Here is a 19,686-nt window from a genome sequence, read left to right on the forward strand (position 1 = left end):
CGCGCCGCTCGGCAGGTAGCGTGTCCCTATGATCTCCGCTCAGCGTCGCGCGCTCTTTCTCGTAGCAGTGGCGTCATGGCTGCTGCTCGACTCGATCCGTACCGCCGGCCCGCTGCTGGTCCCTCTCTACGAGGACTCCCTGATCATCGCGGTGGCCGCCGCCATCGGCACCTTCGCGGGCGGCGGCGTGCTGGCGTGGCTCGCGGCCATGGTCGGTCGCCACTTCGGTCATGGCATCGTGGTGCTGTACCTGCTGGGAGTGCTGGCGGTGCTGCGTCTCGGGCTGCCCTTCATCGGCGGCGGCTGGCTCATCGCCGCGGGCCTGTACCTGGTGGCCTTCGCCATCGCGGGTGTGGTGATGACCACCCGCGTCGCCATCGGCAACGGTGGGTCGGGGACGGCGCTGGCCGGCACTGCGCTGGGCGTGGCCGCAGCCGTGGTCGAACACACCGTCCTGCGCACGTGGGACGCCGTGTGGCGCGAGGACCTGCTGGGCTGGATCGCGATGGGCCTCGTCGCGGCGCTCGCCATCGCCGCGGGTGCCCTGGGTCGCACTCTCGAGCCGGCTCCTTCTTCTCGCGGGTGGTGGGCGTTCGGGCTTCACTGGTCATTGCTCGTCTTCGCGTTCGCCAACGTCGGCTGGGTGAACGCCCAGACCGACCTGCGGATGTCTGCGGGCGCCGCGATCACCATCGTGTCCCTGTGCCTGGGAGCCGGGCTCGCGGCGCAGGTCCACCGCGTGTCCCGCGTCGTCACTGCAGTCATCGCAGCCGTGGGCGCAGTCGCGCTCGCGGTCGTGATGCTGCTGCCGGGAACGGACGCCGCCCTCGCTCTCCCGGTCGCAACTGCTGCGACGACGCTCGCCGCCGCTCACGCGCTGCGACCCGCCGCCAGCACGCCGGCAAGGCGGCTCGTCGCTGCCCTCGTTTTCGGTCTCGCGATGATCGGTCCCGCGCTCGTGATGCAACTCGACTACGAGATCTCGCTCGGCGTGCCGCCGCTCACCGTCGCCGTCGCGGCTGGCGTCGCCGTGCTGACCTATGGAACGTGGCGGGCGTGGTCCGCAGACGGCGCGGCGGACGCCCGGGCTGCGGGTCTCGAGCCAGACCGCACGCACGGCACTGACGACTCCGTCCTCGAGCCGGACTCCCACTCCCCCGATGTCGCACCCGAGGGCAACACCCGCCCGTCCGGGTGGATCGCACCGGGCGTGCCGCTCGCGGCGGCGCTCGGCGTGGTCGCCGCCATCGGGGTGGGCGCGTGGACGCATACGACGTACGAGCAGCCGCGCGTGTACTCGGCCGATTTCATCCAGGCGCCGTACGTCACGTCCTGGAATGTCCACTTTGGCGTCACCCACGAGGCCGGCGCAGGACCGCGAGTGGACCCCGACGAGATCGCCGCAGCGCTGCAGGGCACTGATGTCGCGATGCTCCAGGAGGTTCAGCGCGGCTGGCTCCTCGGAGGCGGGACCGACATGGTGGAGTTCCTCGCGGGCGAGCTCGACCTCCCCTACTCCTTCGCCGCGGCGCACGACCGCCAGTTCGGCAACCTCATCCTCACCTCTCGCCCCCACGCGGATCCCCGCACGCTCGAGCTGTCGTACGGCGACGGCCCCCAGGGTCGCAGCGCGCTCGCGGTGGACTTCATGGGGGCGACGTACGCCTCCGCGCATCTGCAGTCCACGGACGACGCGGACCAGACGCGGGTCACCCAGGTGGAGGAGCTCCTCGCATGGTTGGACGCGCCCCAGCCCACCGTCGTCGGCGGCGACTTCAACGTCGAGCCCGGCTCTCCGGTGCACCGGGCGATGATCGACGCCGGCTTCGCCAGCGCGCAGGAGGAGATCGGCGTCATCGGCCCCACCTACGTGGGCCCCGACCTCACGGGCGAGCAGGCGGCGCAGATCGACTACCTCTTCGGGCGCAACGTCGAGTTCACCGAGTTCGAGTTGCGCTCGCTGCCGTGGTCCGATCACTGGCCGCTGACCGCCCGTGCGAGCACCGGCGCGCTTGCGCCCACGGACCCCGAGGCGGATCTCAACGAGGTGCAGCCCGCACCTGCGCCCTCACCCTCGCCGAGCGCATCGGCCAGCCCGAGCCCGTCGCCAAGCGACTAGCTCGCACCCGTCAGCGCTCGCTGGGCTCCTGCATGTGATGCAGGCGGCGCGCCACCTCCGAGGTGGTGCCCGACAGCGAGGGATACACAGTGAAGGCGCTCGCGACGTCATCCACCGTGAGGTGATGGGCCACTGCCAGCGACAGCGGGAAGATGTGCTCGCCCGCGCGCGACCCCACGATGACCGCGCCAAGAATCTGCCCGGTGACGGTGTGACCGAAGATCTTCACGAACCCCGTGTCGATGCCGAGCATCTTCGCGCGCGGATTGCGGGCGAGGTCGAGCTTGGAGACCTCGTAGAAGATGCCGCGCTCGATCAGCTCGGCCTCGGTGGCGCCGACCGATGCGATCTCGGGGGCGGTGAACACGTTCGCGGCGACGGTTCCCAGGTCGAGCGGGTGCACGGCGTCGCCGAGCGCGTGCGCCATCGCGATGCGGCCCTGGGTCGCCGCGACCGAGGCGAGCGGCAGCACCCCGGTGCAGTCTCCCGCCGCGTAGACACCCCGCGCGGTCGTGCGCGAGACGCGGTCCACGCGGATGTTGCCACGTTCGTCGAGCTCGACGCCCGCCTCTTCCAGCCCGATGCCGTAAGTGTTCGGCACCGATCCCACGGCCATCAGGCAGTGCGATCCCTCGATCACGCGGCCGTCGGTGAGGGTGACACGGACCCCGTCACCCGTGTTCTCTACGGCCGCAGCCCGCGACTCCCCCAGCACCGTCATGCCGCGCGAGGAGAACACCTCCTGGATGAGATCGGCGGCCTCCGGGTCCTGGGTCGCGAGCACCCGCTCACCAGATGAGATGAGAGTCACCTCGCAGCCCAGCAGCCGGTATGCCCCAGCGAATTCTGCGCCGGTCACGCCCGAGCCCACGACGATGAGGTGCTCGGGAAGGGCATCGATGTCGTACAGCTGCTTCCAGGTGAGGATCCGCTCTCCATCGGGCTCCGCCGTGGGCAGCGTGCGCGGCCGCGCGCCCGTCGCGATCAGCACCGCATCGGCTTCGATGATCTCGCCATTCACCTCGACCTCGGTGGGGCTGAGCAGCCTTGCCTCGCCGTCGATGACCTGGATGTCGTTGGTCGCCATCCTCGTGGCGATGTCGTGCGACTGCTTGAGCACGAGCTTGCGCACGCGCTCGTTGACCGCAGCGAGGTCCACCACGTGCTCCGCGAACTCCCGCGTGCCGGTGCCGTCGGCGTCCCGGATGCCCAACTGCGGGGCGCGATCGGCGATGGTGCGCCACTCGGCGGTCGCAATGACCGTCTTGGACGGCATGACGTCCGTCAACACGGCGTTTCCGCCGAGGCCCTGGCGCTCGATGAGCACCACCTCGGCTCCCTCCTTGACGGCGACCAGCGCCGCCTCGTATCCGCCCGGGCCGCCGCCGATGATCACAATGCGAGTTGCCATGCGTCCATTGTTGCGCAACTCCTCGCGCGCGCCGAAGATCCGGCGTGAGACGCAGTCAGCCGCCCAGCTTGCGCATCGGCCGTGCACAAGTGCGTCCCGGCGATAGTCTCGAGGTATGACTGATGCATTCACCCGAGCCTCCGAGGCCGCCGAGACCCTGCGCGCCGCCACCGGCGTCGACCACTTCGATATCGCCCTGATCCTGGGCTCCGGTTGGGGCGGCGCGGCCGACCTCATCGGGGAGGAGATCTCGTCCGTGCCCGCGGCGGACCTGCCCGGGTTCGACGCGCATGCCGTTGCCGGCCACTCCGCGGACATGCGCGCGCTGCGCACCGAGGACGGCCGCCACATCCTCGTGCTGGGCGCGCGTCAGCACTACTACCAGGTGCGGGATGCGGGCAAGGTCGCTCACGCGGTGCGGATGGCCGCCGCTGCGGGGTGCAAGCAGCTGGTGGTCACCAACGGCTGCGGGTCGACGCGCCCCGAGGTCGGTCCTGGGTCCGTGGTGCTGATGTCCGATCACATCAACTTCACCGGCGCGACGCCGCTCGAGGGCGCCACGTTCGTCGACATGACCCAGACGTACTCGCCGCGCTTGCGCGACCTGGCGCTGTCGATCGACCCTGAGCTGCCCAGCGGTGTCTACATCCAGTTCTCAGGCCCTCAGTACGAGACTCCGGCCGAGGTGCGCATGGCGACCACCCTCGGGGCGGACCTCGTGGGCATGTCCACCGCTCTTGAGGCGATCGCGGCCCGCGAGGCGGGGCTGGAGATCCTGGGACTGTCGCTCGTCACCAACCTCGCCTCCGGGATCGGCGGCGACAACCTCAACCACCAGGAGGTGCTCGACGTGGGTTCGTCTTCAGGACCGCGCATCTCGCGGCTGCTGGCCGACATCGTGGAGGGAATGCGATGACGGACATCGCCACGCTCGCCGAGGAGTGGATCGCCGACGACCCCGACGCCGACGCCCAGGCGGAGCTGGAGGCGGTGCTCGCCGCGCACAGGGCGGGGGACGCCAAGGCGAGCGACGACCTCGCCGACAGGTTCCGGGGCCCGCTCGAGTTCGGCACGGCCGGACTGCGCGGGCGGCTGGGTGCCGGCCCGAACCGCATGAACCGCGCCGTCGTGATCCGCGCGGCGTCCGGCCTCGCTCGGTATTTGACCGATGCGCTCGTCCAGCTCGGCATCGAAGGTCCGGCCCGCGTGGTGGTCGGCTACGACGCGCGCCACGGCTCTCGCCAGTTCGCGGTCGACACGGCCGCAGTGATGACGGCCGCCGGCCACGATGCGCTGCTGCTGCCTCGCACGCTACCGACGCCGGTGCTCGCGTATGCGACTCGGGCGCTCGACGCCGACGCGGGCGTGATGGTCACCGCATCACACAATCCGCCGCAGGACAACGGCTATAAGGTCTACCTCGGTGGACGCGTGGTGCCCGGCGACGGCCAAGGCGCGCAGATCGTGCCGCCCTACGACGCTGAGATCGCGGCGCGCATCGCGGCCGTCGAGACCGTCACCTCGGTGCCGCGCGCGGAAGCCGGCTGGACCACGCTGGACGAGGATGTGGTGCACGACTACGTGGCCGCGGCGGCAGCGGTGGCGGGGCCTCCCGCGCAGGCCGACGCAGCCGCGCGTGCGGCCGTGCGGATCGTCCTCACCCCCCTGCATGGTGTGGGCGGCGACACCGTCGAGGCGGCGCTGCGCGCCGCAGGCTTCACCGACCTGCACACGGTTCCCGAGCAGGCCGAGCCCGACCCCGACTTTCCCACGGTCGACTTCCCCAACCCCGAGGAGCCCGGCGCGATCGACCTGTCGCTGGCCTTGGCTGAGAAGGTCGACGCCGACGTGGTCATCGCCAATGACCCGGATGCCGACCGCGCGGCGGTCGCCACCGTCCTGGACAGGCAGTGGCGCATGCTCCATGGCGACGTGGTGGGCTCGCTGCTCGGCGAACGGGTGGCGGCCCGCGTGGGCCACGGCGAGGCGCCCGGCTCGGCTGTGCTGGCCAACTCGATCGTCTCCTCCCAGCAGCTCGCGCGCATTGCCGAGCACCACGGACTAGCTCACGCGAACACGTTGACTGGCTTCAAGTGGATCGCCCGCGAGCCCGGGCTGGTGTTCGGCTACGAGGAGGCACTGGGGTACTGCGTGGCTCCGGACCTGGTGCGCGACAAGGACGGCATCAGCGCGGCCGTCATGGTGGCGGACCTGGTCGCCGAGCTGAAGGCCGCGGGCCGCACCCTGGCCGATGCGATCGACGACCTGGCACGCGAGCACGGCGTCTATCTCAGCCGGCAGGTCTCGGCGCGGTTCACGGATGTCGCGGAGATTCCGGCGCTGATGACCCGCCTGCTGGACTCGCCGCCTGCCACCCTTGCGGGCTCGCCCGTGACCAAGACGGACGACATGAACGACGGCTTCCAGGGGTTGCCGCCGACGAACGGCTTGCATCTCGCAACCGAGTCCGGCGCGAGAGTCATCATCCGTCCGTCGGGAACCGAACCGAAGGTCAAGGCCTACCTCGAGGTGATCGCACAGGTGGACGGAGACGTGGGCTCAGCCCGCGAGCGAGCGGAGCGAGCAATGGCGGACCTGGAGACCGACGTTCGCGCCCTCCTCGCCTAACCCTCCCTGTCCGGCACTCACTGTCGCCTAGGGCGAGTGCTGGCGTCCTCTCCGGCACTCATTGTCGGGTGACGTACTCCTTGAGGTGCTGACCGGTGAGCGTCGAGCCGTCCTCGACGAGCTGGGCCGGTGTGCCCTCGAACACGATCCGACCGCCGTCGTGTCCGGCACCCGGTCCCAGGTCGATGATCCAGTCCGCGTGCGCCATCACCGCCTGGTGGTGCTCGATGACGATCACGGACTTACCGGAGTCGACCAGCCGGTCCAGCAGCCCGAGCAGTTGCTCGACGTCCGCGAGGTGCAGCCCGGACGTGGGCTCATCGAGAACGTAGACGCCCCCGGCATCGGCCATCGACACCGCGAGCTTGAGACGCTGACGCTCCCCGCCTGACAGGGACGTGAGGGGTTGGCCGAGCGTGAGATATCCGAGCCCGACCTCCGCAAGCCGCGCCAGCACCTTGTGGGCCGCAGGGGTCCGGGCCTCGCCTTCTGAGAAGAAGGCCGCGGCCTCGTCGACCGACATCGACAGCACCTCGTGGATGTCGCGGCCGCCAAGCGTGAGTTCGAGCACTGCGGCGTGGAACTGCTTACCGCCGCACTCCTCGCAGGTGGTGGTGACCGTCGACATGGGACCCAGGTCCGTCTCGATCACGCCCGAACCTTTGCACGTGGGGCACGCACCCTCGGAATTGGCGCTGAACAGCGCGGCCTTGACCCCGTTGGCCTTCGCGAACGCCTTGCGGACCGGCTCCAGCAGGCCCGTATAGGTCGCGGGGCTCGACCGGCGCGAGCCGCGGATCGCGGTCTGGTCGATCGCCACGACGCCCTCGCGCCCCGCGACCGAGCCGTGGATGAGCGAACTCTTGCCCGAGCCGGCGACCCCAGTCACCACTGTCAGCACGCCGGTGGGGATGTCCACGCCCACGCCCTGAAGGTTGTGCGCCGATGCGCCGCGCACCTCGATCGCGCCGTTCGGCTCGCGCACCTCGTCCTTAAGGGAAGCGCGGTCCCCCAGATGGCGGCCGGTGAGAGTATCCGCGTCACGGAGGGCGTCAACAGTGCCCTCGAACACAACCTCGCCTCCCGCGGAGCCCGCGCGCGGCCCCAGGTCCACCACATGATCGGCGATCGCGATCGACTCGGGCTTGTGCTCGACGACCAACACCGTGTTGCCCTTGTCTCGCAGCCGCAGCAGCAGCCCGTTCATGCGCTGGATGTCGTGCGGATGCAGGCCCACGGTGGGCTCGTCGAAAACGTAGGTGACGTCGGTGAGCGCGGACCCCAGGTGACGGATCATCTTGGTGCGCTGCGATTCGCCGCCCGAGAGCGTACCGGTGGGCCGGTCCAGCGACAGGTAGCCGAGCCCGATCTCCACGAACGACTCCAGAGTCTCCCCCAACGCCGCGAGCAGCGGGGCGACGGAGGGCTCGTCCAAGCCGCCCGCCCACTGGGCGAGCTCGGAGATCTGCATCGCACACGCATCGGCGATGGAAATACCGCCGATGCGCGACGATCGCGCACCCTCCGACAGCCGCGTCCCTTCGCACTCGGGGCACGTCTGGAAGGTGACTGCGCGCTCCACGAAGGCGCGGATATGCGGCTGCATCGACTCCTTGTCCTTGGACAGCATCGACTTCTGGATGCGCGGCACCAGGCCCTCGTAGGTCATGTTCATGTTGTCGAACTTGATCTTGCGTGGCGCCGCGTAGAGGAAGTCCTCGCGCTGCTTCTTGGTGAAGTCCTTGATGGGCTTGTCGGCCGGCACCACGGCCGTGAAGATGCGCACGTACCAGCCGTCGGCGGTGTAGCCGGGCACGGTGATCGCACCGGCGTTCAGCGATTTGGACTCGTCGAACAGCTGGGTGAGGTCGATGTCGCTGACGTGTCCCATGCCGTCGCATCGCGGACACATGCCGCCGGTCTGCGTGAAGGCAACCTTCTGGGTCTTCTTGCCCCCGCGCTCGATGGTGATCGCCCCCGCTGCCTTCACCGACGGCACGTTGAACGAGTAGGCATTAGGGGACCCCGCGTGAGGCTGGCCCAGGCGACTGAACAGGATGCGCAGCAGCGCGTTGGTATCCGTCGCGGTGCCGACCGTCGAGCGCGCGTTGGCGCCCATGCGCTCCTGATCCACGATGATCGCGGTGGTGAGGCCCTCGAGCGTGTCCACGTCGGGGCGATCCATGCTCGGCATGAACCCCTGCACGAACGCGGGATACGTCTCATTGATCATGCGCTGCGACTCGGCGGCGATGGTGCCGAACACGAGCGAGCTCTTGCCCGAACCCGAGACCCCCGTGAACACCGTGAGGCGCCGCTTGGGGATCTCGACCGAGACGTCCTTGAGGTTGTTCTCCCGGGCGCCGCGCACTGTGATGAAGTCGTGGCTATCCGCCGTGTGGTCGGTCATGGTGGTCCTCCCCTGGGGCGCGGCCGTCGCTGCGACACGATTGTGCCACCCGCGCTCTGTCCGGCACTGGTTGTCGCCTACGCGCGTTCGCGGCCCGCTGTCCGGCACTCACTGTCGCGTACGGGCGGCCGATGCGCGGGCCGGCTCGGTCGGCGCGCGACACTGAGTGCCCGCCAGGATTCACGGGCGCGCCAAAACCGGCGCTCAGCGCCCGCTAGGGCGCTAAGGCGGGAAGGGGTGCGGAGAGGGCGAGGAGTTAGTAGCCCGCGGGCTCCGGAGCGGTGGCCGGGACCGAGTCGCCGTCCAGTCCATCCAGGACCGCACGGGTGCCCGACAGCCCCAAGCGCGTGGCGCCGGCGTCGATCATGGCGAGGGCCGCATCGGCCGTGCGAATGCCGCCCGAGGCCTTGACGCCCAGGCGCCCACCCACCGTGTCGGCCATCAGCCGCACGGCCTCGACCGTCGCGCCGCCGGCGGGATGGAAGCCGGTCGAGGTCTTGACGAAGTCTGCGCCGGCGGCCTCGGAGGCGCGGCACGCGCCCACGATCGCCTCGTCGGTCAGGGCAGCAGACTCGATGATGACCTTGAGAACCTTGCCCTCGGGCACGGCCCCGCGCACGGCGGCCACGTCGGCCTCCACGTCGTCGAACCGGCCGTCGTTGGCTGCGGCGATGTCGATCACCATGTCGATCTCGTCGGCGCCCTGCGCGATGGCGAGCGCGGCCTCTGCGGCCTTCACTGACGAGTGGTGCTTGCCCGACGGGAAGCCGCACACCACCGCCACCGCGAGGCCCTCCGGCACGTCCACCGGCAGCATCGACGGGGACACGCATACGGAGAACACGCTCAGTTCGGCGCCCTCCGCCACAAGCGCCTTGACGTCGGCGGGGGTCGCCTCGGGCTTCAGCAGGGTGTGGTCGACGTAGCGGGCGAGTTCGTCGCGAGAAAGGGTCATGGCGTTCCTCCAAAAGATCATAAGGGTCTGGGTCCAGCCTACGCGCGCCGCCGTGTTGCCACCCGCGCGGGCGCGTGGGATCCTCGAGGCCAGAGCCGGAACCCGGCTCCCGGACGAGGTGACGTACCCGGTGGCACGACAAGACGTCTCAGGAGGAAAACGTCATGTCGTGGATCGTGCTCATCATCTCTGGGGTGCTCGAGGCCGTCTGGGCGACCGCGCTCAGCCGAAGCGAGGGATTCTCCCGCCTGTGGCCGTCCGTGATCTTCGGAGTCGCCCTGATCGCGAGCATGGGCGGGCTCGCGTACGCGCTCCGCACCCTGCCCGTCGGCACCGCGTATGCGGTCTGGGTAGGGATCGGCGCGGCACTGACCGTCATCTATGCGATGGCCACCGGCGCCGAGTCGTTCTCTGTCGTCAAGGTGCTGCTGATCCTCGGGATCGTGGCTTGCGTCGGGGGCCTCAAACTCGCTCACTGACTCCCCGGCGACAATGAGTGCCGGACAGCGGTCGCCGAGGAGCCAGATGCGACAACCAGTGCCGGACGGGGCTAGAGGTCGACGCCGAACCCTTCGAGGATCAGCTCGGCGAGGTCGCCGCGCTCCTCGTAGGGCAGGAATGCGCCCCACGCGGCGGACAGCGTCGCCTCGAGCAGGTCGTCCTTGGTCCAGCCAGCCTCCACGAGAGCGGCGAACTCGCCCGACATCGACACGCCCGAGACGAGGCGGTTGTCCGTGTTGATGGTCACCGCGAAGCCGAGATCGCGTAAGGAGTGGATCGGGTGGTCCTCGATGGACGTCGCCGCAGCCGTGTGAAGGTTCGACGTGGGGCACAGCTCGAGCGGGATCTGCTGGTCAAGCGCGTGACGAGCAATCAGGCCGAGCTCGGGCTCGTCGGTGCCGAATCCCTCGATGTCTTCGTGGATTCGCGCTCCGTGGCCGATCCGGCGGGCACCCTGGAACAGGGCGTCGTCCACCGAGTCCGCGCCTGCGGCCTCACCGGCGTGGATGGTGACCGGCATATGCGCAGCGCGCAGCGCGGTGAAGGCGGCGGCGTGGTTGCTCGCAGGGAACCCTGCCTCGGGGCCTGCGATGTCGAAGCCCACACAGCAGCGGTCGCGATTGACGATCGCGAGCGCGGCGATCTCGTCAGAGCGGTCCAGGTGGCGCATCGCGTCGAGCAATGCGCCGGCACGGATGGTGCGGCCCGCCTCGGCGGCCTCCCCCACGCCCTCCTGGATGCCCGCCTGCACGGCCTCGACGACCTGCTGGAGTTCGAGGCCCCCTGCGACGTGCTGCTCGGGTGCGTAGCGGAGCTCGGCGTAGATCACGCCGTCGGCGGCGAGGTCGATGACGGCTTCTCGCGCCACGCGGCGCAGGTTGTCCTCGGTCTGCATCACGGCGGTGGTGTGGGCGAACGCCTCGAGGTAACGCACGAGGTCGCCGGAGTTCGCGTTGTTCACGAAGATCGTCGCGAGCTCGTCGGGGTCGGTCGAGGGCAGCTCGTGGTCGATCTCGGCCGCCAGCTCGATCAGAGTCGAGGGTCGCAGGCCTCCGTCGAGGTGATCGTGGAGGAGGACCTTGGGGAGGGAGACGATGTCATCGTGGGTGAGGCTCATGTGACCAGGCTAGTCGTGGTGCGGCCGTGCTGCAGTCACGCCAGCGGCAAGCTGTCGCCGATGGTCCCCGGGCGGGGACCTCGCCCGGCGCGCGATGCCCACGCTCGGTAACGTGGAAGGCCCATTCACGACGCAGCAGCCCGTGGGAAGGAACGATGCCGCACCCCGACGAGACCCCGCCGCCGCACCCCATCGACGCACGCCCGCCCAGCGAGCCCGATGCATTGGTCTCCGCACACGTGGATGACGCTGATATGTCGCTCGCCGGGGGGCACCGCTTCACCCGCCTCGCCGCGCTGGGGTTGGCCGCAGTCCTCGCCGGCGCGGTGCCCTTCCTGGTTCTCATGACTCTGGTCCAAGCGGAATGGGCACCGCTGGTCAGGCTCGACGTCGAGGTGGCGGAGGGCCTCAACGAGGTCGCCAACGAGTCCCCGATCCTGGTGACGGTGCTGGAGTACATCACCGAGATCGGCGGTGGCGCGACAGCCGCCTACGTGCTCGGCGTCACTGCCGCGTTCATGCTGGTGCGCCGCCAGTACCGGCTGGCCGCCTACCTTGCTGTCACCGGACTAGGCCTCGCCGTCCTGGCACCTGTCACCAAGGCTTACGTCGACCGTGTCCGCCCAGACGTCGCCCTCCCAGTCTCCGAGCTTCCGACGAACGCCAGCTTTCCGAGCGGGCATGCGATGACCGCAACAGTGGTGTGGGGAGCGGTGGCGTTGGTGGCGCTGTCCGTCATCCGCCCCTCTCACCGACCAGCGCTGGTAATCGGCACGGTTGTGTTCATCCTGCTCACGGGGTTCACGCGGCTCGCCTTGGGCGTGCACTTCGTGAGCGATGTCGTCGCCGGATGGGCTCTCGGCGCCTTGTGGCTGGCCATCACTACAGCCACATTCCGGCGATGGCTGCGATATCGCAACGAGCCACGCGAACCCGGCCTTGGCGAGCAGCCCACCCTGGGCCTGCGTGCGGCGCCGGTGAAGGAGAGCATTCTCCCTCAGGGCCGGCGCTCGATCATGCAGCTGGCCGTCGCGGGGCTCATCATCGCGATCGTCATCGCGGGCGCAGGGATCGCGGCCTTCGGCTCGTCCGCAGGGAACGCCGTGATGGAGTGGGACACGCGGGTCACCCAGTCCGTTCTCGACTCGAGGACGCCCGAACGGGTGGATGCGGCGCACGCCGTCGCGGGACTGTCGGGCACCTGGGGCATCGTTGCGGTGGCGATCACCGGCATCATCATGGGGCTCGCCTTCAGGGGCAGTTGGCGACCCGCAGTCTTCGTGATCGTGGCCGTCGTCGGCGAGCTCGTGCTCTACCTGATCACCAGCCAGGCCGTTGGCCGGGCCCGGCCTCTCGACAACGACTACACGTCGAGCCTGCCCCAGGGCGGGAGCTTTCCTTCCGGCCACGTCGCCGCGGCGGTCGCCAGCTACGGCGCGCTGTGCGCGCTCGCCATCACCTACCTGCATAGCCGTTGGCGCTGGCTCGCCGTCGCGCCCGTGGTCGTGATCGTCACCGCGATCATGGTGGCGCGGGTGATGCTGGGCGCGCACCACGTGCTCGACGTTCTGGGCGGGCTGCTTCTCGGCGTGCTGTGGCTGTTCGCGGTCGTCCGAGTATTGCTCTCGCCTCCGTACGCCGCGGTGCCGGAGCGGCGTCCCTAGAGACCGGCCCTTATGGCGGCACACCTGCGGACCGTCAGGAGCGGCGGCGTGCCTTCGGAAGTACCATCCAGCTCGCGCGCGTCCATTGCCCGTATGCGGGCTCCTTGGGTCCCGCGCCGTACATGCGCGCCTCGGCGAGCGGCAGCACCCGTCCCGAGCCTGGCTCGTACACCTGGAATCCGTGCTCCGTGCGGCCCGTGAGCAGCACCACGTGGCGCGGCATGACCGTCGACAGGCCCGAGCGCGAGTCCCCGGAGGTGTACAGCGGCACCGGGATGCCGTCGCGCAGGGCAGCCGATGCGTGGGCGATGGCCGCGGCTACCGCGTCGGGGTCCGAATCGTCCAGCACCGCTCCGCGGAAGGCGAGGCCAGCGAATCGCGTCTCGTCGTCGACCCGCCACGGCGGCGTACCGAAGGCTCGCGGCCATGGCGCGCCAAGCACCGCCCGCCGGGTGGTCTGCGCGTGTAGCACCCGTTGCAGCGCGTGCCAGCGTTCGTCGATGGTGCGCGCGCCGGGCTCCCCGAGCGTGATTGCAAGGACCTCGCGGGGCAGGTAGTCGCCGAAGTGCCTGCCGGTCATGAGCCACGCTGCCACTAGCGGGTCGCCCATCATCAGCATCATCGCCATCACGGCAGCGCCGCAGGTGGTCTCGTCGACCTGCGTGGCCTTGACGTTCCCGAACCGCACGTGCCCCAGCCCCGCGCCAGCCGGATGCCGGATCGCCTGTTGCGCGGTGCGCGGAAAGGTGTCCCACGCGGCAGCGAAGCCGGCGATCGCGGTGATGGGCGCGCCCGAGGCAACGGCGCGTTCGATGAGCCCCGCGTCGTCGCCCAGCGCGGCACGCGAGGTGTCGAGCGCCTTCGCATCGGCGGCCGATGCGCGGGCACGCACTCGCGCATACGCGCGGGTGAACACGGTGTCGGTATCGGGGCCGCCGCGCTGCGCGCGGCCGGCGGCATGCGCCGCCGAGTACCGGTCCGACCACCGACCGCGCAGGCCGAACGAGGCCGCGACGGACGCGGCCACGGACGTGGCGGTCCAGCCCACGCTCAGGTGGCCGTGCCCACGCGGTCGAGCACGATCTGCCTGTCGACGCCGGCTTCTGCCGAGATCTCGACCGCACCGTCGCCGCCGCAGGCCTCGGCCAGAGCCGCGATGCCCCGTGGCATCCTGGTGTCCGTCTCGGTGTGCAGCGTCATGATGACGTCGCCCTTGGAGACCCGTTCGCCCAGCGTGCGGTGCAAGGTGACTCCGGCCGATGCCTGGACCGGGTCCTCCTTGCGGGCGCGCCCCGCTCCCAGACGCCACGCGGCGACGCCCACGCCCAGTGCGTCGAGCCGAGTGATCACGCCGTCGGCCTCCGCGCGCACCTCCTCGATGTGCGGCGCGGTCGGCATGGTCGCATCGACGTCGCCGCCCTGAGCCGCAATCATGCGCCGCCAGGCGTCCATCGCGCGCCCGTCCTTCAGCGCCTCGGCCGGGTCAACGTTGGTGATCCCCGCACCGGCAAGCATCTCCTTCGCAAGAGCAACGGTCAGCTCGACCACGTCGGCCGGACCGCCCCCGGCGAGCACCTCGACGGACTCGGTCACCTCGAGACCGTTGCCGATGGTCCGCCCGAGCGGGGTCGACATGTCGGTGATCAGCGCGGAGGTGAAGACTCCCGCATCGGTCCCGAGTTCGACCATCGTGCGCGCGAGCTCGCGCGCCTGATCGAGGTCCTTCATGAACGCCCCCGAGCCGACCTTGACGTCGAGCACCAGCGTGCCTGTGCCCTCGGCGATCTTCTTGGACATGATCGAGGTGGCGATGAGCGGGATGGACTCCACGGTGCCGGTGACGTCGCGCAGCGCATAGAGCTTCTTGTCCGCGGGGGCGAGGCCGGAACCCGCCGCGCAGATCACTGCGCCCACGTCGCGCAGCTGAGCGTGCATCTGCTCATTGGACAGCGAGGCCTGCCAGCCCGGGATCGACTCGAGCTTGTCGAGAGTGCCTCCGGTGTGGCCAAGGCCTCGGCCCGAGAGCTGCGGCACGGCCACTCCGTAGGCGGCGACCAGCGGGGCGAGGGGAAGGGTGATCTTGTCGCCGACGCCGCCGGTTGAGTGCTTGTCCGCGGTGGGCTTGCCCAGATCCGAGAAGTCCAGCCGCTCGCCCGTGGCGATCATGGCGGCGGTCCAGCGCGCGATCTCCTGGCGGCTCATGCCGCGTTGGAGGATCGCCATGGCGAGCGAGCTCATCTGCTCGTCCGCGACGGCGCCCCGCGTGTAGGCGTCGACGACCCAGTCGATCTGGTCGTCGCTCAGGGTGCCTCCGTCGCGCTTGACGCGAATCACGTCGACGGCGTCGTGTCTCTCAGTCATGACACCCTTCCCAGGTCGTCGGGCCCGAATGCTCCGGGCAGGAACTCGTCCATCGTCAGGACACCGTCGGCCGTGTCGACCAGCAGCGCGCGGCCGCCGTGCTCGAACAGCAACTGCCGGCAACGCCCGCACGGAGCGAGCAGGCTGCCGTGAGCGTCCACGCAGGTGAAGGCCACCAGCCGCCCGCCGCCGTGATCGGTGTGGAGCTTCGAGACGAGCGCGCACTCGGCGCACAGCGTGAGGCCGTAGCTCGCGTTCTCGACGTTCGCTCCCACCACGGTCTCGCCGGACTCGGTCAGAGCGGCGGCGCCCACGGGAAACTTCGAGTACGGCACGTACGCTCGGGTCGAGACCTCGCGTGCCGCGGCGCGCAGGGCCTCCCAGTCGATGTCGAGCATGGCCCTCCTACTTCTTGTACGGGGTGCCCTCGGCGGCCGGCGGGCGTGCATGGCCCACGAGTCCGGCGACGGCCAGGATGGTCGCGAGGTACGGCGTCATCGCGAGGAACTGGGACGGGATGTCGGAGCCGATGATGCCCAGCTGCACACGCAGCGCGTCTGCGAAGCCGAACAGCAGGGCCGCAGCCAACGCGCCCTTGGGGTTCCACCGACCCAGGATCATGGCGGCGAGCGCGATATAGCCCTTGCCTGCGGTCATCTCCTTGCCGAACGCGAGGCCGGAGGCCACCGTGAAGAATGCCCCGCCCAGCCCGGCGACCGCGCCGCCCAGCACCGTGTTGCGGATGCGCGTGCGGTTGACCTTGATGCCCACGGTGTCGGCGGCCTTGGGGTGCTCCCCGACGGAGCGGACGCGCAGTCCCCAGCGCGAGCGGAACAGCATGATCTGTAGCACGATCACGGCCGCGTACATGATGTAGACAAGCAGGTTCTGGTTGAACAGCACCGGACCGATCACGGGGATGCCGGACAGGATCGGGATGTCGATGCGGGCCATGCCCAGCGACCGGTTGAGGTCGGGGTTGTCGGTCATCACGGTGCTGTAGAAGAAGCTCGTGAGCCCCAGCACCAGCAGGTTCAGGACCACTCCGACGACGATCTGGTTGACCCAGTACTTGGTCGCGAAGATCGCGAGCAACAGCCCCACCAGGCCACCCGCCAGCGGAGCCGCGATCATCCCCACATAGGCGTTGCCAGCCATCGAGCCCACGAGCGCCGCGAGGAATGCGCCCGCCAGCAGTTGTCCCTCGATCGCGATGTTGATGATGCCAGAGCGCTCGCACAGCGTTCCCGCGAGCGCTCCGAACACGAGCGGCACCGCCAGGAACAGCGCGCTCGTGAGCAGCCCGGTCAGCTGGATCGTGGTGTTGTCGCGCCCGGCCCCGGCCCAGGTCAGCAGCGCCCCCATGACGGCCATGCCGAACACGATGGGGAGCCACAGTCCGACCTTGCGGTACTGGTTCGCGCGGTACGCCGTCCAGCCTGCCAGCAGAAGAGCAATGACGGAAAAGGTGATGGCAGCGATTTGTGCGGGGAGGCTCAGGCTCGGCAGCTTCACGAAGTCCGAGTTGGTGGCGATGACGAAGTTGGTCTGCGATCCCGCCGTCGTGGTCAACCCGAAGATCAGCAGAGAGATGAGTGCGACAACACCCAGGATGATGGAGGATCGCCACGACTTGGTACGGGGCGGCACAGGTGCGTCGCCCGCGGTGGGCGAGGTGGGTGTTCCGACCGTGGTGGTCATGCCGCCACCTCCTTCTCGTGGGCGGGGGCGGGCAACCGGAAGATCGACCTCACGAGCGGCGGCGCCGCGATGAAGAGCACGATCAGCGCTTGGATGACGAACACGATGTCGACGGGCAGCCCGGCCTGGACCTGCAGGGTGGGGCCTGAGGCGCGCAGCCCGCCGAACAGGATCGCCGCCATGACAGTGCCCAAGGGTCGCGAACGCCCCAGCAGCGCGACCGTGATCGCGTCGAAGCCGAGCGACCCAGCCGTCGCGGTGGTGAGCACCTTCTCGGTGCCGAGCACCTGCGCCGAGCCGGCGAGCCCCGCCAGCGCACCGGCGATCACCATGACCAGGACGTAACTCTTGGCGACGCTCATGCCCGCAGTGCGCGAGGCGCGCGGGTTTGCCCCCACGGCGCGGAACTCGAAGCCCAAGGTCGAACGCTCCATCAGCCACCAGACTCCCGCCGCGCACGCGAGGGCCAAGAGGAACCCCAGATGCAGGTTGAAGCCCGACCCGAGGATCAGCGGGTACTGCGAGGTCTCGTCCACGACTGGAGTGATGGGGTTGTTGCTGTCCGCACGCTGGAAGGACTCGAGCGTCAGCAGCCATGCCACGAAGTTGAGGGCGATGTAGTTGAGCATGATCGTGACGATGACCTCATGCGCGCCGGTGCGGGCCTTGAGGAAACCGGGGATGAACCCCCAGACCGCACCGCCGATGGCGGAGCCGACGACGGCGACGAGCAGATGGATCCCCCATGGCAGGTCCCAGGCGAACCCGACGTACGCGCCGAGGGTCGCTCCGATGAGGAGCTGGCCCTGGGCGCCGATGTTGAACAGTCCCGCGCGGAACCCAATGCCAAGGCCCAGCCCGGCGAAGATCAGCGGTGTCGCCATGGTCAGGGTCTGCGTGAAGGGCCGGATGAATGCGGTGAAGCTGTCCGCGTCGAGGTTCACCACGGCGCCCTGGAAGATCGCCGTGTAGGCGGCTCCGAGAGCCGCTCCCATGGCGGCGAAAGTGTCTCCCGGTCGGGAGAAGAAGTAGACGGACGCCTCACGCACGGCCTCGTCGGCGAAGATCACCAGGAGACCGCCGATCGCGAGCGAGGCCACCACGGCCATCACGACCACGAGCGTCGAACTCTCGAGGATCTCGCGCAGCACACCCCGCGATCGGTCGCCGCCGGACTCCGCGGAGTCCTGCTCGGGCTTCTCTGTCACGCTCGAGTCGCTCACGCGGCCTCCTCCTCGCCATGGGCCCCGGCCATCATGAGGCCGAGGGTGTCGCGATCCGTCTCCGGGGAGACGATGTCGACGACCTTGCCGTGGTACATCACCGCGATGCGGTCCGCGAGGGCGTAGACCTCGTCGAGCTCCGAGCTGACGATGATGACCGCCACACCCTTGTCGCGCTCCTCGATGAGACGCTTGTGCACGAACTCGATCGACCCGACGTCGAGGCCGCGCGTGGGTTGCGAGGCAATCAGCACCTTGAGGTCTCGCGCCAATTCACGGGCCAGCACCACCTTCTGCTGGTTGCCGCCCGACAGCGAACCGGTGAGTGCCTGGGTCGAGGTGGTGCGCACATCGAACCTCTCGACCTGCTCCTCGGCGTGTTCGCGCACGACCTTCGGGTCGATCGCACCGCGACGAGAGTACGGAGAGCGGTCGTAGAGGTCGAGGATCAGGTTGTTGGCAACCGTGAAGGCGGCGACCACGCCGTCCTCGGTCCGGTCCTCGGGGACGAAACCGATGCCCGCGTCGAGGTTTTGACGGATCGACCGGCTCTTCAACTCATTGCCGTCGAGGGTCACGCGGCCGCTAGTGATGGGGAGCAGCCCGAGGATCGCCTCGGCGAGTTCGGTCTGGCCGTTGCCCTGGACGCCCGCTACCGCGAGGATTTCGCCGCCGCGCACCTCGAGAGAGACGTCTTCCACGCGAGTCACGCCGGTGGCCTCGTCGACCATCGTCAGCTTCTCGACGCGCAGCATGGGCTCGCCCGGGTCGGCCTCGCCCTTGTCGACGGTCATCGAGACGTCGCGCCCGACCATCAGCGAGGCGAGCTCCTCCTGCGAATCGGTCGGCTTGGCCGTGCCGACCACCTTTCCGCGGCGGATCACGGTGATCGTGTCGGCGACGGCCTTGACCTCGCGAAGCTTGTGCGTGATGAGCACCACGGCGGTGCCGGAGTCGCGGAGCTGGCGGACAATCTCGAGCAGCTCGTCGGTCTCCTGGGGGGTGAGGACGGCGGTGGGTTCGTCGAGGATCAGCACCTCGGCGTCGCGCGAGAGGGCCTTGATGATCTCGACGCGCTGTTGGGCACCCACTGACAGGTCCTCGACGAGCGCATCCGGGTCGACGTCGAACCCGAACTTGTCGGACAGCTCGCGGACCTTGCTGCGGGCGGCGTCGAGGTCGAGCAGCTTGACGGGGCCCTTCACCTGCTCGTGGCCGAGCATGACGTTCTCGGCGACGGAGAACACGGGGACCAGCATGAAGTGCTGGTGGACCATGCCAATGCCCGCAGCCATGGCATCGCCCGGGCCCGCGAACGTCCGCACCTCGTCGTCGAGAAGGACCTCGCCCTCATCGGCGTCGTACAGGCCGAACAGCACGTTCATCAGCGTGGATTTGCCCGCGCCGTTCTCACCGAGGAGCGCATGCACCGTGCCCGGCTCGACGAGCAGGTCGATGCTGTCGTTGGCGGTGAAGTCACCGAACTTCTTGGTAATACCGCGGAGCTCAAGTTTCACGCCGTCGTCCTCCTCAGCCCGTGCCGCGGTCGCGGCCTGTCAAGTCAAGCACGAGGGGCGTGCCGCGTCTACGCGGCAC

Annotated in this window: 15 protein-coding genes and 1 riboswitch; of the genes, 5 read left to right on the top strand and 10 right to left on the bottom strand. The window is 69.4% G+C overall.

What is annotated here, in order from left to right; genetic code table 11:
- The first annotated feature begins 28 nt into the window (after positions 1-28).
- Positions 29-2,119, top strand: coding sequence for an endonuclease/exonuclease/phosphatase family protein (locus ACNI3K_RS09090; protein ID WP_419391560.1), 2,091 nt, complete (start codon positions 29-31; stop codon positions 2,117-2,119).
- A 10-nt stretch (positions 2,120-2,129) separates the two neighbouring features.
- Here ACNI3K_RS09090 and ACNI3K_RS09095 read toward each other — a convergent pair whose 3' ends face one another.
- A complete protein-coding gene (locus tag ACNI3K_RS09095) occupies positions 2,130-3,530 on the bottom strand; it encodes an NAD(P)H-quinone dehydrogenase (RefSeq protein WP_419391561.1) in 1,401 nt (466 codons plus the stop codon).
- A 115-nt stretch (positions 3,531-3,645) separates the two neighbouring features.
- Between ACNI3K_RS09095 and ACNI3K_RS09100 the strand changes: the two genes are divergently transcribed.
- Both ACNI3K_RS09100 and ACNI3K_RS09105 read left to right on the top strand, forming a co-directional pair.
- On the top strand, positions 3,646-4,446 hold the full coding sequence (locus ACNI3K_RS09100) for a purine-nucleoside phosphorylase (protein ID WP_419391562.1): 801 nt from the start codon (positions 3,646-3,648) through the stop codon (positions 4,444-4,446).
- Positions 4,443-6,158 (top strand): phospho-sugar mutase, encoded by a 1,716-nt coding sequence (locus ACNI3K_RS09105; RefSeq protein ID WP_419391563.1) that lies wholly within the window; start codon positions 4,443-4,445, stop codon positions 6,156-6,158. The genes ACNI3K_RS09100 and ACNI3K_RS09105 overlap by 4 nt, the downstream gene beginning before the upstream one ends.
- A 58-nt stretch (positions 6,159-6,216) precedes the next feature.
- On the opposite strand, the gene ACNI3K_RS09110 is transcribed toward ACNI3K_RS09105, so the two are convergent.
- Positions 6,217-8,568 (bottom strand): ATP-binding cassette domain-containing protein, encoded by a 2,352-nt coding sequence (locus tag ACNI3K_RS09110; RefSeq protein ID WP_419391564.1) that lies wholly within the window; start codon positions 8,566-8,568, stop codon positions 6,217-6,219.
- 256 nt (positions 8,569-8,824) lie between these two features.
- The gene (deoC, locus tag ACNI3K_RS09115; protein ID WP_419391565.1) at positions 8,825-9,523 is read right to left on the bottom strand and encodes a deoxyribose-phosphate aldolase; all 699 of its coding nucleotides are present in this window, start codon (positions 9,521-9,523) and stop codon (positions 8,825-8,827) included.
- An 89-nt stretch (positions 9,524-9,612) separates the two neighbouring features.
- A riboswitch (guanidine-III (ykkC-III) riboswitch) is annotated at positions 9,613-9,676 on the top strand.
- Between the two features lie 11 nt (positions 9,677-9,687).
- Here deoC and ACNI3K_RS09120 point away from each other — a divergent pair.
- On the top strand, positions 9,688-10,002 hold the full coding sequence (locus tag ACNI3K_RS09120; protein WP_419391566.1) for a DMT family transporter: 315 nt from the start codon (positions 9,688-9,690) through the stop codon (positions 10,000-10,002).
- Between the two features lie 71 nt (positions 10,003-10,073).
- Here the strand turns inward: ACNI3K_RS09120 and ACNI3K_RS09125 are convergent, their stop codons facing one another.
- Positions 10,074-11,141, bottom strand: a complete 1,068-nt coding sequence (locus tag ACNI3K_RS09125) for an adenosine deaminase (RefSeq protein ID WP_419391567.1) — start codon at positions 11,139-11,141, stop codon at positions 10,074-10,076.
- A gap of 155 nt (positions 11,142-11,296) precedes the next feature.
- Between ACNI3K_RS09125 and ACNI3K_RS09130 the strand changes: the two genes are divergently transcribed.
- A complete protein-coding gene (locus tag ACNI3K_RS09130; protein WP_419391568.1) occupies positions 11,297-12,805 on the top strand; it encodes a phosphatase PAP2 family protein in 1,509 nt (502 codons plus the stop codon).
- 34 nt (positions 12,806-12,839) lie between these two features.
- On the opposite strand, the gene ACNI3K_RS09135 is transcribed toward ACNI3K_RS09130, so the two are convergent.
- The 6 genes from ACNI3K_RS09135 to ACNI3K_RS09160 are packed head-to-tail and all read right to left on the bottom strand — an operon-like array spanning position 12,840 to position 19,607.
- A complete protein-coding gene (locus tag ACNI3K_RS09135) occupies positions 12,840-13,853 on the bottom strand; it encodes a hypothetical protein (RefSeq protein ID WP_419391569.1) in 1,014 nt (337 codons plus the stop codon).
- A 2-nt stretch (positions 13,854-13,855) separates the two neighbouring features.
- On the bottom strand, positions 13,856-15,166 hold the full coding sequence (locus tag ACNI3K_RS09140; RefSeq protein ID WP_419391570.1) for a thymidine phosphorylase: 1,311 nt from the start codon (positions 15,164-15,166) through the stop codon (positions 13,856-13,858).
- Positions 15,163-15,564, bottom strand: coding sequence for a cytidine deaminase (locus ACNI3K_RS09145; protein WP_419391571.1), 402 nt, complete (start codon positions 15,562-15,564; stop codon positions 15,163-15,165). Before ACNI3K_RS09145 ends, ACNI3K_RS09140 begins: the two co-directional genes overlap by 4 nt.
- A 7-nt stretch (positions 15,565-15,571) precedes the next feature.
- A complete protein-coding gene (locus ACNI3K_RS09150; protein ID WP_419391572.1) occupies positions 15,572-16,867 on the bottom strand; it encodes an ABC transporter permease in 1,296 nt (431 codons plus the stop codon).
- Positions 16,864-18,090, bottom strand: a complete 1,227-nt coding sequence (locus tag ACNI3K_RS09155; RefSeq protein ID WP_419391573.1) for an ABC transporter permease — start codon at positions 18,088-18,090, stop codon at positions 16,864-16,866. The genes ACNI3K_RS09150 and ACNI3K_RS09155 overlap by 4 nt, the downstream gene beginning before the upstream one ends.
- Positions 18,087-19,607 (bottom strand): ABC transporter ATP-binding protein, encoded by a 1,521-nt coding sequence (locus tag ACNI3K_RS09160; protein ID WP_419391574.1) that lies wholly within the window; start codon positions 19,605-19,607, stop codon positions 18,087-18,089. Before ACNI3K_RS09160 ends, ACNI3K_RS09155 begins: the two co-directional genes overlap by 4 nt.
- Between the last annotated feature and the right edge of the window lie 79 nt (positions 19,608-19,686).

It is taken from the genome of Demequina ureilytica, from assembly GCF_048553575.1.
Lineage (GTDB): Bacteria > Actinomycetota > Actinomycetes > Actinomycetales > Demequinaceae > Demequina.